Origin of the sequence: Lichenicola cladoniae (genome assembly GCF_013201075.1) — a bacterium.
Lineage (GTDB): Bacteria > Pseudomonadota > Alphaproteobacteria > Acetobacterales > Acetobacteraceae > Lichenicola > Lichenicola cladoniae.
Genome location: NZ_CP053708.1, coordinates 3,393,351 through 3,405,923, shown reverse-complemented (window position 1 = coordinate 3,405,923; position 12,573 = coordinate 3,393,351). Strand labels below are relative to the sequence as shown.

Genomic DNA, 12,573 nt, shown 5'->3' with positions numbered 1-12,573 from the left:
ACTGTAGGCGTCCGGCCTAGCACGCCTGCTCGACCTCGTGCCGTGGCTGCCACCTGTTGCGATAATCTGGGTTGGATCGTCGATAGCAGCGTTCGCGTTCGTAGAGGATCACCATGGAAAGGCATATCGTTCGACTGGGGAAACTTGTTCAAGATCGCACACAGCCATGCAGCCACATTGCAGGCAATCGCCGGTTGTCCGCGCTGATGCACCTTGATGCCGGGCCGAATGGGAGCAACGAGCGATGGGCGGCATACGGACGGGCAATCAACGTGCTTCTGCAGTCGAGGTTAGGACGCTGATCCCGATCATGGTGGCTGTCCTGCTCGGTGTGATGACGATGTCGGATGCAACCGCCGCCACCTCCGATCCGTCCTTATGTAAATCCGGCGAGACATCTCTCTTTACTTGCCCCATTGGTCACAAGCTCGTCTCTGTCTGTTCTGACGGCACGAAGGCGACCTATTATTTCGGTACGTCCAACCGGATAGAGCTGTCGTCACAAGCTTTGTCGATTGCCGATCACATGTTCTCTGGAGGAGGCGAAACACAGATCTCCGTCAGCCATGGGGCATACAGCTACATTGTCTATGACAAGATCACCCGCACGTCCTTCGCTGCAGATGGCCGCAATGATCCGGGTTTCACCAGTGGCTTGGTCGTGCAGAAAAACGGAAAGACCGTCTCCAGCAAGCAGTGTGGTCTGGATGCTACAATCTCTTCTGACGCTCACCATGTTATCCAGCCGGGACCGTTCATCGAGCACTGAGCGGCGCCGGGCGTTTTGGCGGCCTCGCACCCCGCACCGTATCGAGGGTGGTCGCCAAGCCCGAAGTCATCGCGCAGCCAGAACGGGATGTGCGCTTCGATCATCGTGGATTGCTACGCGGCGCCAGTGCTTCAACCGGCCGAAGCGTTAATGCGTCGGCCGGTTCAGCTGCAGAAGTCTCCAATAAAGCAATACCCGGCGCAGGACGCCTATGTAGTCGCGACGTATGCCTCGAGTGCGACGATCCCTTCAGCAAACGTTGCGCGGCCGACCTGCTCCTTGATACGGGCCTCGTCCTCGGGGGCAACGTCGAAGCGGGCCTGCCATTCGACGAAGGTGCCGCCGCCTTCGGTGATCGAGGTCAGCCGGAACGTCGCGTTATAGTCGCTGATCGGCATCGGTGATTCGAGGATGCAATAGGTGAAGCTGTGGTCGACGTCGCTCAGCGCCAGCAAGCGCTCGCGCAGGTGTCCGCCGTTGCCGAGCACGAAGTTACGCACGCAGCCGACGGTGTCCGGGGCGAAACCGTCCTCGACATGGCTTTCCGCAATGAACGGATGCCACGCGGCGTGGCCGTTGAAGTCCCGGGCGATCGCCCAGACGCGCTCGATCGGGGCGTCGATGACAGCACTGACATACACGTGGGCCATGGTCGTTCTCCGGCTTACGACGAAGGTGCGTTCTGCGTGACGCCGATGGAACTGCCGCCTCGCGCGATGCTCTTGAAGGCACGGGTCTGCGCGACGAGCGCCTGCTCGGCCGGCAGCCGTTCCATGCTGCTCGCTCCGTAGAACCCATGACAGTCGGGGCAACGGGCGAGGACGTACTCGGCGTCGTCGGGCATTGCGATGGGACCGCCATGGCACAGCAGGATCACGTCCGATTGCACGGTCCGCGCGGCCTCGGAGATCGCGTTGATCCGTGCCACGCAGTCATCGAGGGTCAGTGCGGTCGCGGCACCGATATTGCCTCCCGTGGTGAGGCCCATATGCGCCACGACGATGTCGGCACCGGCCTCGGTCATGGCGATGGCCTCGCCCGGATCGAACACGTAGGGCGTGGTCAGCAGGTCCTTGGCACGGGCGAGGCGGATGAGGTCCACCTCCTGCCCATAGCTCATGCCGGTCTCCTCGAGATTAGCCCGGAACTTACCGTCGATCAGCCCGACCGTGGGGAAGTTCTGGATGCCGGAGAAGCCGACGGCCTTCACCTCGTCGAGGAACCGGTCGAAATGGCAGAACGGGTCGGTCCCGTTGATACCCGCGAGCACCGGCGTGTGGCGCACGACCGGCAGGACCTCCCGCGCCATCTCCATCACCACGTCGTTGGCATTGCCGTAGGCAAGGAGGCCGGCCAGCGAGCCACGCCCGGCCATCCGGTAGCGGCCGGAATTGTAGATGACGATCAGGTCGATCCCGCCTTCCTCCTCGCACCTGGCCGAGAGGCCGGTTCCGGCGCCGCCGCCCACGATCGGGCGACCGTCGCGGACCATGGCGTGGAAGCGCTCGAGGAGATGTTGGCGGGGGATCGCGGGCATGCTGCTGCTTTCAGATGATGGCACGGAAGTGGGACGCAGCCGCGGTCGCGAACGCTGCGTCGTTGATGTGGTGCGGCAGGCGGATGAGACGCCGGTGCTCGGTCTGCTCAACCGTTGCTTCCAGCGTTGCGAACAGCGCGGCATCAGCCTCCGGATCGTGGAACGGCTGGCCGGGTGCATCGAGCGCCGACACGCCGCCTTCGGGCAGCAGGAAACGCACCGGCCCGTTGCAGCGGTTCAGCCGCTCGCCGATCCAGCGCCCGATCTGTACGGTCTCCTCCACGGTCGTCCGCATCAGCGTCACCGAGGCGTTGTGGACGTAGAGGTTGCGGCTTGCAAAGGCCGCCGGCACGGTGTCCCGGCCGCCGAAATTGACCATGTCGAGCGCGCCGCAGGAGCCGACATAGGGCAGGCCGGTCCGGGCTACTGCGCCGAAACGATCCTCCGTGCAGGCGAACACGCCACCGACGAGCAGGTCGCAGACCTCGGTGGTGGTGATGTCGAGCAGGCCGGTGACCAGGCCGGACTCCGCCAGCTTTTCCATCGACTCCCCACCGGTGCCGGTCGCATGGAAGACGAGGCAGTCGTAATCCGGCTGCAGCATGTCCACGAGCTTGCCGATGCAGCTGGTAGTGACGCCGAACATCGAGAGCCCGATGGCGGGCTTGTCCTCGACGCGCGGTGCGACGCCGTCGATGGCGGGCGGCATTCTCTGGCGCGCCATTCCGGCGATGGCGTGCGCCGCATTGCCGAGGATCACCCGGGAGATGCGGTTCAGTCCGGCGATGTCGGTGACCGAGTACATCATGGTGATATCGCTCGGGCCGACATAGGGCGCGACGTTTCCGGAGGCGACAGTGGACACGATCAGCTTCGGCATCCCGATCGGCAGCGCGCGCAGTGCCGTGGCAACGAGCGTCGTGCCGCCGGAGCCGCCGAGGCCGATCACCCCGGCGACGTCGTTCCGGCTCGTCATGAACCGCCTGAATGCAATCGCCATTGCGCCGACCGAGGCGCCGCGGTCGTCGGTGAAGACGGCCTGCGGCCCCTCGGGATGATGGCTCGCGACTTCGCTTGCCGAGACATCGACCCCGCGCACCGCGTCCGCCTGCCTGGTGGACACGTCGACCAGGCAGGCCGGTACGCCGTCGGCCTCGATGAGCTCGCGGACGTAGCCGAGTTCGTCGCCCTTGGTGTCGCAGGTCCCGGCCACGTAGATGCGTCCCGCGGTCACGCTCGGCCTCCCGTCTGGATCAATGCGCATGCGTGCTCGCGCCAAGGTAACGGCGTCGCAGCGTGTCGTCGCTGCTGATCGCCTCCGCCGTCGTTTCGATTGGCGAACTCATCTGCAAGGAACCGTCCGTTCACACAGCGATGTGGCTATCCGAGCCCTCAGGTTTTCGTCCAGAGGCTTTGCAACGGCCCGGTCGCACCGCCCAGCGGATCGCTTGACGGAAACGCCAGGTGCGTCATCCCGGCCTCTGCTTCAGCTGAAATGGCATTGCGGCAGATGTCCCAATGCTGTCCCGGGGGATAGGCGCCCACGACCAGGAAGTCGTCTGTCGCTTTGATCCTGCAGTGACCCGTGCCGGCTGGAAGCACCACCACATCACCGGCCTGCACCGTGATCGGTCGACCGTTCGGACCACCGAGCACGAGGTCGGCGGACCCACCGGCGAAGCCCAGCACCTCATGAGCCGTCGAATGGAAATGGTGGAACGAGTAGACGCCGTTCCGCCATTGCGGCGGCCAACCATTATGGGTGAACAGCGCCTCGAACGCCGATGCGGGGTCGTCGCCGGCGATCGGAACGGCTGCCTGGTAGAGAATGACCGGGAGATGCTGGTTGTTCGGGACCCAGCCGTTTGCAGGCAGCACGAACGACGAGACCTGGGCGTGCCTGCCGGACGCACGCGCACCTCCGGTCGTCATCTCGATGCCGAGGCCGGCGAGGAGGGCTTGGAACTGGCGGCGATCAAGGTTCATGCCCCGTGAACGCCGCGATCTCCAGCGAGTTGAGCCACCCGAACCGGCGATCAGACGAAATGAACAACTTGTAGTGTTGCAGCGGCTTCGTTGATGAAGACCGAGCGTGCCGATCCGATGGCGAGACCACGATTGCGCCGATCGGAACTCTGCCTGGAGGACTAGGCATCGATGCTCCCCGGCCGGTCGGTCCCGATGTCGCGGACGGTGCGCTCGAGCCGGACCGCACCGGCGGCTCGAGATTAACTACGCACCGCGAGCACATCACGACCTGGGACGATCATCCTGCGTGATTGTCTCCATCCGGAACAGCAGTCCGGATGGATCGTGCGCAAGTTGATTGGCGAACCCGGCTAATGCTGGGTCCACCCGACATAGCTGCCCACGTTGCTGCGATCGATCAGCTTCGGCGTCATCAACGTGAGTTTCTGTGCCGGCGGATGACCGTTCATGATCGCGTCGGCCTGCGTCACCGCGATCCCGCCCATGGCGAACGGGTCCTGCGACGCCGATCCCTGGATCGAGGTGTCGCCCTTCAGCGCCGCCACGATGTCCGGCGCACCATCCACCGACGTGATGACGATGCCGGTCCGGTGCGCCTGCTTCGCCGCGAGGTCGGTGCCCAGGCCCTGCGGGTCGTTCACCGCGAAGATGCCGGCGATGTCCGGATAACGAACGAAGTAGCCCTGTGCGACCGCCATGGCGCCTTCGCGCGAGCCTTTGCCGTTCTGGCTGCTGTCCAGGATCTTGATGTCCGGGAACTTCGCCAGTTCGGTCTTGCAGCCCTTCACGCGATCGACGACCGCCGAAACCTGCTCGCCGTTCTCGATGATGACGTTGCCCTTGTGGCCGATCTTCTCGGCGAGGTAGCCGCATGAAATGCTTCCGGCGGCGACGTTGTCCGTCTGCACGACCGCATCGGCACCGTTGGCCAGAACATCCACGCCGACCACGACGATGCCCGCCTGTTGCGCACGCTTTATGGCGGGCAGCACAGCGTCCTTGTCGATTGCGGTCACCAGGATCACCTTCACGCCGGCTGCAATGAAGTTATCGATCTGGGTAAATTGCTTGTTCAGGTCGTAATCCGCGGATACCGAGATGACCTTCACGTTGGGGTCGATCATCCGTGCCTTCGCGGTCGCCCCTTTCGCCAGCGCGACATAATAGGGGTTGCCCAGAGAGCCGACGGTAATTCCTATAGTGCCGATCGGCTTGCCCGCGGCCATCGCGGCCGGAACCGTAGCGAGAGCGGTCATGCCTGCAAGAAGAAAAGTCCTGAACATCGTGTACGTTTCCCTATGCCCGTTATGGCAGGGCGCGACGCGTCGGGCGGTCGTCGTCACGCTTGGATCACCAGTGAAACATCATCCAGGCCTGTCTTCCAGGGCCGCCCGCAGACGGGCCTGCGCGATCGGCAATCCCTGCCGCTCCGCCGCGGCGATCACCGGCGCCAGCCGCCGCCGCTTCTTTTCCTGGTGGTTCTGCGCGATATCGGAGAGCCGGTGTGCGAGGAACGGATTCAGGAAACGCTCGCGCACCTCGTCGAGATACGCACGCGCCTGTTCTCCCATCCCGTCGGCGTCGAACACCGGGAGCACTTCCTCGGTCCAGACGAGTTCGAGCTCGTCGCGCAGGGAGGGCATCTTCATCGCGTCTACGACGATCATGTCCGGGAACTGGCCCGACCGTTGCCAGGTCTCGGCCAGTATCGTGTGGCCCAGATTGAGCAGGTGCAGTTTCAGTCGCTCGTAGCGCGCCAGATCGTCGGTCAGCACGATCGCGTCGTGGCGGCAGGGCAGGACCAGCCCGTCCTGCTGCTCGATTGCCCACAATGCATAGGGCTCGCCGATCGCGCCGACCGGGAGGATCGGCTCCGATACGATCCGGTCGACCAGGCTGTTGGCCCAGCGGCATTCTGCGTGGAGATAGGTGGCGAACCGTGCATCCAGGCCCCAGTCCGCCGCAAGCGCGGCAACCAGGCTGCGCAGCCTGTCGCCGTTTCTCGTGATCAGCTCGCACGGAAACAGGGACAGCGGTGCATCCGGCCTCGCCTGCCATCGCCCATGCAGCAGCACCGCGAGTTTGGCCGGAAAGCTGTGGGGCGGGGTCTCGAAGCGTGTCAGGCAATCAGCCTGGTCACGCGGGTCGAGTTCGTAGCCCTGCTCGCCGGTGTTGGACACGATCACCATCGCGTCCTCGACGAAGGATCGGCGGATTTCCGGCCAGTCCCGATCCGCCTGCAGCCCACGCCGGATGGATTGCACCTGCGTGAATTCGTCGATGGATTTTCCATCGCGCAGGCCTCTGATCCGTACGGGATAGCCGCCACCCCCGGCCATGGCTGCAATCCGGGCGGCACTGGCAGCACTCCCGGTGGTCTGCACGACGAGGATCGTGCCGATCGCCTCGCCACGTTCCAGCGCCTCGGAAACAAAGAGATCGACGTGCGCCTGCAGGAACCGGCTGGTTCCGAACTGCAGGATCGGTGAGACGATCGTCATGGCGCTTCGATCGATGTCGGGGTCGGATCCGGGAGCGGGGGCTCGGCCGGCTCCGAAATTGCGGAAACGGTGCGGCGGATAGCGCTCATGCTGGGGTCCCATCTCGGGCAAGGTCGATCGACGTCTGCCGGCGAGTATGACGCCGGTAACGATCCGGTTGTCCAATCCGGTACAGCCGGCAAGGCAACCTCCATCATCGTGGAGACTTGCTACCGCATGCAGACATCAGCACTCGAGTTCATCGAAGCAGGCCTCGTGGCACTCGAGCGTTCGGTGCGCGATCATGACGGCGAGCTCCGCAACATCCAGCTCGCCACACTGTCCCCGGATCTGCATCCGGGCCTGAGGACGCTGGTCCTGCGAAGCTTCGAGCGGTCGCCACCCTGTGCCGAGATGCATTCGGACACGCGCGCCGACAAGGTGCGCGACATCGCGCAGGCCGGCCAGGTCACCCTCCTGGCCTGGTCCGGTGCCGAACACCTGCAGCTCCGGCTCGAAGGAACCGCCCGCCTGCACTGCGACGACGAGATCGCTCGCAGACGGTGGGACACGCTGTCGCCGAACGCCCGCAATACCTATGGTCACGTGGCCATACCGGGAACCCCGATCGCCGATCCGGACGAGCAGGCGCACCTGCCTCCCGACGAACAGTTCCGCCAGTTCACGGTGATCCTGGTTTCGCTCGCAACCATCGATGTCCTGCGCCTCGGGCCCGGAGGCCAGCAGACCCGGGCCTCTGGGCGCTTCACGGCGTCCGGGATCACCGCAGCCTGGATCAGTCCCTAAGATACTGCGCGAAGCGGTGCCGCGGTCCGGTCGAGCTGCTGTGCCCCAGCCATCGCGACAGCCTCGGGCCCATGCGGGCATCCGGGAGTCGCGGCGGAACACGCGCTCCCGGCACAATCATGCTTTAAGCGGCGGTCATGACGATATTCTCACCGGCTGAAGCCGCGATCGAGGCGGCGGGGCTCGCCGTCGAAACCCAGGAGATGCCGCGGCTGGTCCGGCTGGTCGCGCGGCGGCTGCCGGCGGATCCAGAGGCGGTATCCGCAGCCCTGTGCGAAGTCCGCGCGAAGGGCTGGGCATCGCGACTGGTCGACCTGTCGCAGCGCGATGGCCAGATCTGGGTGTTGCGTGTGGATGCGGCCGAAGCCGCTTCCCGCATCGCTGATCCGGCAGCGGATGAGCTGGCACTGCGCGAGGCACTCGACCGTGTCGTTCTGGCGCGGCTGCGCACGCTGGCGGCCGACCCCGCACGGGCGCTGGACGTCGCCATCGAGGAGCTGTTCGAGGCGGGCGGGCGGGTGCTGTCGGCATCCCAGCACGCGGAACTGGCACAGGCTGTCGCCCGCGCCTTCGGCCTGCCCGCGGACGCACCGTTCGTGGCGGTGGCGGTGGCCCAGGAGGATCAGCGTCGGCGGGAACGCCGGGCGGCGGAGGGCGCCGCCCGCACCGGCCGGCGCGAGGAACTGCAACGGCTGCGCGAGTGGGAACGCAGCCTGGTCGAGTTCCGCGAGATCCCGGCGCTGCTCGGCTGCACGATCAAGGAGGTACTGCGCTGGGTCGCGGCCGGACATCTGCCGGTCGCCCGTCGCATCCCCGGCAAGGGCGGCGAGCGCTGGGAGTTCGATCCGGTCGAACTGGCCCGGCTCCGGCCCGAGGTTGCGGAATGGCGCCGTGCCGACGATGCCGGGGCACCACTGGAGATCGGCGTTCCTCCCGGCCGCAAGAACCGGAGCGGAAACGCGGCGATCGCACGGGTGGCGGCGCTGGATCGGTATGCCGCGCATTTCTCCACCGCCCGTGCGCTCGACCGGCAGATCACCCTGGTCACCGGGCCGACCAACAGCGGCAAGTCGCATCTGGCGCTGGACCGGCTGTCCGATGCACCGAGCGGCATGGCGCTGGCTCCGTTGCGGCTGCTGGCCCACGAATTCCGCGAGGCGCTGGCTGCGCGCGGCGTGGTGGCGTCGCTGGCGACGGGCGAGGAGCGGATCGTCGAGCCGGGCAGCCGGCACCTGGCCGCGACCGTGGAGATGTGCCCGCTGCACAACCCGGTCGAGGTCGCGATCATCGACGAGGCGCAGATGCTCTACGACCCCGATCGCGGCGCCGCCTGGACCGCCGCGATCATGGGCGCCCCGGCCCGCCATGTGTTCGTCCTCGGCGCCCCGGACTGCGTGCCGATGGTCCGGCGCATCGCCGCCCTGTGTGGCGACCCGCTCGACGAGATCAGCCTCGAACGCAAGGGCCCGCTGGTGGCGGCGTCGGAAGCGGTGGCGCTCGGATCGCTCCAGGCCGGCGACGCGGTGATCGCGTTCTCGCGGCGCGACGTGCTGGACATGCGGGCGACATTGCAGGCGGCCGGGCGACGCGTGGCCGTGGTGTACGGCGCGCTGAGCCCGGAGGTGCGACGGGCCGAGGCGGCGCGCTTCAACAGCGGCCAGGCGGATATCCTGGTCGCGACCGATGCGATCGGCATGGGGCTCAACCTGAACATCCGTCGCGTGGTGTTCGCGGCACTCCGCAAGTTCGACGGCACCCAGAGCCGCGACCTGCTGCCGCAGGAGATCAAGCAGATCGGCGGCCGGGCCGGGCGCTACGGCCGGCACGAGAGCGGCGTGGTCGCGGTGCTGGCCGGGGCAGGGAGCCCGTCCTTCGTGCGCAACATGCTGGCCGCACCCTGGGTGGAGCCGCCCGACCTGCGACCGATCGTGCAGCCGGACTCCGACATCGTGCGCGCCGTCGCGGCCGAGATCGGGTCCGACAGCCTGTTCGGCGTGCTGGCCCGCATTCGTCGCGCGGTGCTGAGGCGCGACGACCCGAACTACAGGCTCGCCGACATGAGCCAGGCTTTCGCCGTCGCCACGGCACTCGAGGGCGTGGCCGGGCTCGACCTGCAGCAGCGCTGGGCGTACGCGATGTGCCCGGTGGACGAGCGCGACAGCGGCATCCCCCGGCTTGCCGGCTGGGCGGCCGAGCATGGCGCCGGCCGCACGGTGGCGCCGCCGTCGGTGAGCCGACTGCCGCCACCGGACCGTGCGTCGCACGAGGAGCTCGATCGCGCGGAGAAGCGCCACAAGCGCCTGGTGGCATGGCGCTGGCTGGCCCTGCGCTTCCCCGAGGCCTATCCGGAGCATGAGGAAGCGGAAGCGCTGACCGACCGGCTCAACGACTGGATCGAGGCGGTGCTGCGGCAGCAGCATCGTGCAGTCGCCACCCGCAAGAGCAAGCAGGTGCAGCGGTGAGCGAGACCTTCAGCGAGATGCTGCGCTGCGAGAACCAGCCGGCGTGGTCGGCTTCCGTGCAGCATCGCTTCGTGCGCGAATTGTGCGACGGCTCCATCGCCAACCGGGTGATGGCACGCTACCTGATCCAGGATCATCGATTTCTCGACAGCTTTCTCATGCTGCTCGGTGCGGCAATGGCGACGGCGGATACCCTACAGGCCCGACTGCGGCTCGGTCGGTCGGCGGGCTTCGTCTCCGGCGAGGAGAACACCTACTTCCTTCGCGCCTTCACAGCGCTGGAGTTGGACGAAGCGGAACGCGATGGCGCCCCGGACGCGGCGCCGACCGCCGGTTTCAAGCATCTCATGCAGGAAGCGGCCGCGAGCGGCAGCTATGCGGCGGTCCTGGCAGTCCTGTGTGTCGCCGAATGGCTCTATCTGGACTGGGCTTCGCAGGCGGTACAGCCATTGCCGCCGAACTTCGTCCACCACGAGTGGATCACGCTGCATGACAATCCGGATTTCCGGGTGTTCGTCGCATTCCTGCGTAGCGAGCTCGACCGGGTAGGCCCACGCGCCGCCAACGTCGCCAGCGAGTTTTTCTGCCGCGCCATTACGCTCGAAAAGGAGTTTCTCGACGCAGCTTATGCGTAGCGAGAATTCAGCGGCCTCTTGCGGCCGGCCGCGGGCTTTCGGGGCGCGGGTCGAGCAGGGCCATATCCTCCTGCACCATGGACGCAACGATCGCCACCGCCTCGTCGGTCAGGGTCAGGCAGATGCGTCTGCGATCGTTGCCATCCACATAGCGGATCACCAGGCCGTTGCCTTCGAGCACCGATAGCTTGCGCAGGGCCGTACTCTGCGGTGCGCCGCTCGACAGGCAGAGAGACGACACGGAAACGTGTTGCCCTTCGAGTTTCGTGGCGATCAGATCGAGAAGCATGTCCCAGGACGGCCAGTCCAGCACGAACGCAAGGTCCGATTTGCGTCGCAGGCTTCGCGCGCGGAGCATTCTGCGGATCTGCGCAGGGTTGATCGGAAACCTGCCCTCGCCCTGGTCTCTGCGCCGGCTTGTACTGTCCGGGCCGCTCGTTGCCTCATCGTCGCTTGCCCTGACAACCGATTTGATCGCCAACTCGATGTTGACCTCTGCAGCGGGAGGCAACGACATTGCCTGCTCGGTCCGGTCAGGTAAAAACATTCGTTGGATCCCCCGCTGAATAGACATGAACATCGTTTCTTGATTCTGAAAACAATAAGAAGCTGCGAGCGCCAATAGCAATTGGAAACCGAGCCGCTTGTTGTTTGATGGTCTTTTGACGGTGCAATCAATAGTTGATCGGTTCGGTCGTTCTATAAGGCTGATATCGTATGCTTCATGAGAGGTAAATCATCGTTTCGCTATGCGGCACAATAAATTACGTTATCGTATCTAGTGCTATGCCGGTGGTCTTGATCAGGGCGCCGGAACCGGTCCCTGGAGGCTCATGAGCCCGCAGGCACGCCCGGCCTCGTCTGGTGTGGCGATTGCGTCACTCTCTGGCCCCATGCCAATCTAGCCCGCGAACAATCGGTCAGAGCCGGATGCGCTTTGCCCGAACGTATTCGGCTGCGGGTAAGGAACACGATCATGGCGAACGACCAGATGCTGGAGCAGGTCTCGAGCAAGGGCGGCTTCATCGCGGCTCTCGACCAGAGCGGCGGCTCGACCCCGGGAGCCCTGCGGCTCTACGGCATCCCGGACGACGCCTATAATGGCGATGCCGAGATGTTCAAGCTCATGCACGAGATGCGGGTGCGCATCATGACCGCGCCGGCCTTCAGCGGCGACAAGGTCATCGCCGCCATCCTGTTCGAGGCGACGATGGACGGGCAGGCGCACGGCAAGCCCGTGCCGAGCTTCCTGTGGGACGATTGCGGTATCGTGCCGTTCCTGAAGATGGACAAGGGCGTCGAGGCCGAGGCCGACGGTGTCAGCCTGATGAAGCCGATGCCCGGGCTCGATGCGCTGCTGGAGCGGGCCATAAAGCTCGGGGTATTCGGCACCAAGATGCGCTCGGTCATCAACCTTGCGTCGCAGAAGGGCATCGCCGCCATCGTGGCCCAGCAGTTCGAGATCGCGGCACAGATCGACGGCCACGGGCTGCTGCCGATCATCGAGCCGGAAGTGTCGATCAAGAGTGCGGACAAGGCGGCAGCCGAAGCCATCCTCCTGGCAGAGCTGACCAAGGCGCTCGACGCGCAGCCCGACGGCTACAAGGTCATGCTCAAGCTGACCATCCCCGATGTTCCGGATCTCTATGCACCGCTGATGGGCCACAAGCGGGTCACCCGCGTCGTGGCATTGTCGGGCGGCTATCCGCAGGCGGACGCCTGTCAGCGCCTCGCGAAGAACCACGGCATGATCGCCAGCTTCTCGCGTGCGCTGACCGAGAACCTCACCCACTCGATGAGCGACGCGGAGTTCAACGAGGCGCTGGCGAAATCGATCGAGGCGATCTACCAGGCCTCGACCGTCAAGGTCTGAGCCCGGCACGGTCCCGGCGGC

At 65.6% G+C, this 12,573-nt stretch carries 12 protein-coding genes; 5 read left to right on the top strand and 7 right to left on the bottom strand.

Annotated elements, in window-relative coordinates; all coding sequences use genetic code 11:
• Positions 1–244 precede the first annotated feature (244 nt).
• Positions 245–769: a hypothetical protein gene (locus tag HN018_RS15475; RefSeq protein ID WP_171833215.1), complete on the top strand. Its 525-nt coding sequence runs from the start codon at positions 245–247 to the stop codon at positions 767–769.
• 209 nt (positions 770–978) lie between these two features.
• Here HN018_RS15475 and HN018_RS15470 read toward each other — a convergent pair whose 3' ends face one another.
• The 6 genes from HN018_RS15470 to HN018_RS15445 form a co-directional block, all read right to left on the bottom strand.
• Positions 979–1,419 (bottom strand): SRPBCC family protein, encoded by a 441-nt coding sequence (locus tag HN018_RS15470; protein ID WP_171833216.1) that lies wholly within the window; start codon positions 1,417–1,419, stop codon positions 979–981.
• A gap of 14 nt (positions 1,420–1,433) precedes the next feature.
• Complete coding sequence (locus HN018_RS15465; RefSeq protein ID WP_171833217.1) at positions 1,434–2,306, bottom strand: phosphoenolpyruvate hydrolase family protein; 873 nt, start codon at positions 2,304–2,306, stop codon at positions 1,434–1,436.
• 10 nt (positions 2,307–2,316) lie between these two features.
• Positions 2,317–3,540, bottom strand: coding sequence for a Tm-1-like ATP-binding domain-containing protein (locus tag HN018_RS15460; protein ID WP_239478728.1), 1,224 nt, complete (start codon positions 3,538–3,540; stop codon positions 2,317–2,319).
• A gap of 158 nt (positions 3,541–3,698) precedes the next feature.
• Positions 3,699–4,292, bottom strand: a complete 594-nt coding sequence (locus HN018_RS15455) for a cupin (RefSeq protein WP_171833219.1) — start codon at positions 4,290–4,292, stop codon at positions 3,699–3,701.
• A 353-nt stretch (positions 4,293–4,645) separates the two neighbouring features.
• The gene (locus tag HN018_RS15450) at positions 4,646–5,578 is read right to left on the bottom strand and encodes an ABC transporter substrate-binding protein (protein ID WP_171833220.1); all 933 of its coding nucleotides are present in this window, start codon (positions 5,576–5,578) and stop codon (positions 4,646–4,648) included.
• Between the two features lie 81 nt (positions 5,579–5,659).
• Positions 5,660–6,796 carry a mannitol dehydrogenase family protein gene (locus HN018_RS15445; protein ID WP_171833221.1) on the bottom strand — a complete coding sequence of 379 codons (1,137 nt, stop codon included), beginning with the start codon at positions 6,794–6,796 and terminating at the stop codon, positions 5,660–5,662.
• 216 nt (positions 6,797–7,012) lie between these two features.
• Between HN018_RS15445 and HN018_RS15440 the strand changes: the two genes are divergently transcribed.
• From HN018_RS15440 to HN018_RS15430, 3 genes are all read left to right on the top strand, one after another.
• Positions 7,013–7,582 carry a PNPOx family protein gene (locus tag HN018_RS15440; RefSeq protein ID WP_171833222.1) on the top strand — a complete coding sequence of 190 codons (570 nt, stop codon included), beginning with the start codon at positions 7,013–7,015 and terminating at the stop codon, positions 7,580–7,582.
• A gap of 137 nt (positions 7,583–7,719) precedes the next feature.
• A complete protein-coding gene (locus tag HN018_RS15435; protein ID WP_171833223.1) occupies positions 7,720–10,044 on the top strand; it encodes a helicase-related protein in 2,325 nt (774 codons plus the stop codon).
• Positions 10,041–10,679 (top strand): TenA family protein, encoded by a 639-nt coding sequence (locus HN018_RS15430; RefSeq protein WP_171833224.1) that lies wholly within the window; start codon positions 10,041–10,043, stop codon positions 10,677–10,679. Before HN018_RS15435 ends, HN018_RS15430 begins: the two co-directional genes overlap by 4 nt.
• A gap of 7 nt (positions 10,680–10,686) precedes the next feature.
• On the opposite strand, the gene HN018_RS15425 is transcribed toward HN018_RS15430, so the two are convergent.
• A complete protein-coding gene (locus tag HN018_RS15425; protein WP_171833225.1) occupies positions 10,687–11,307 on the bottom strand; it encodes a helix-turn-helix domain-containing protein in 621 nt (206 codons plus the stop codon).
• A 348-nt stretch (positions 11,308–11,655) separates the two neighbouring features.
• Here HN018_RS15425 and HN018_RS15420 point away from each other — a divergent pair, with 348 nt between their 5' ends.
• On the top strand, positions 11,656–12,552 hold the full coding sequence (locus HN018_RS15420; RefSeq protein WP_171833226.1) for a fructose bisphosphate aldolase: 897 nt from the start codon (positions 11,656–11,658) through the stop codon (positions 12,550–12,552).
• Positions 12,553–12,573: the final 21 nt, after the last annotated feature.

Bases quoted from the DNA above. Each gene is read 5' to 3' on its own strand.
- HN018_RS15475 (WP_171833215.1), top strand. From the start codon at position 245: ATGGGCGGCATACGGACGGGCAATCAACGTGCTTCTGCAGTCGAGGTT.
- HN018_RS15445 (WP_171833221.1), bottom strand. From the start codon at position 6,796: ATGACGATCGTCTCACCGATCCTGCAGTTCGGAACCAGCCGGTTCCTG.
- HN018_RS15465 (WP_171833217.1), bottom strand. From the start codon at position 2,306: ATGCCCGCGATCCCCCGCCAACATCTCCTCGAGCGCTTCCACGCCATG.
- HN018_RS15455 (WP_171833219.1), bottom strand. From the start codon at position 4,292: ATGAACCTTGATCGCCGCCAGTTCCAAGCCCTCCTCGCCGGCCTCGGC.
- HN018_RS15440 (WP_171833222.1), top strand. From the start codon at position 7,013: ATGCAGACATCAGCACTCGAGTTCATCGAAGCAGGCCTCGTGGCACTC.
- HN018_RS15450 (WP_171833220.1), bottom strand. From the start codon at position 5,578: ATGTTCAGGACTTTTCTTCTTGCAGGCATGACCGCTCTCGCTACGGTT.
- HN018_RS15435 (WP_171833223.1), top strand. From the start codon at position 7,720: ATGACGATATTCTCACCGGCTGAAGCCGCGATCGAGGCGGCGGGGCTC.
- HN018_RS15470 (WP_171833216.1), bottom strand. From the start codon at position 1,419: ATGGCCCACGTGTATGTCAGTGCTGTCATCGACGCCCCGATCGAGCGC.
- HN018_RS15420 (WP_171833226.1), top strand. From the start codon at position 11,656: ATGGCGAACGACCAGATGCTGGAGCAGGTCTCGAGCAAGGGCGGCTTC.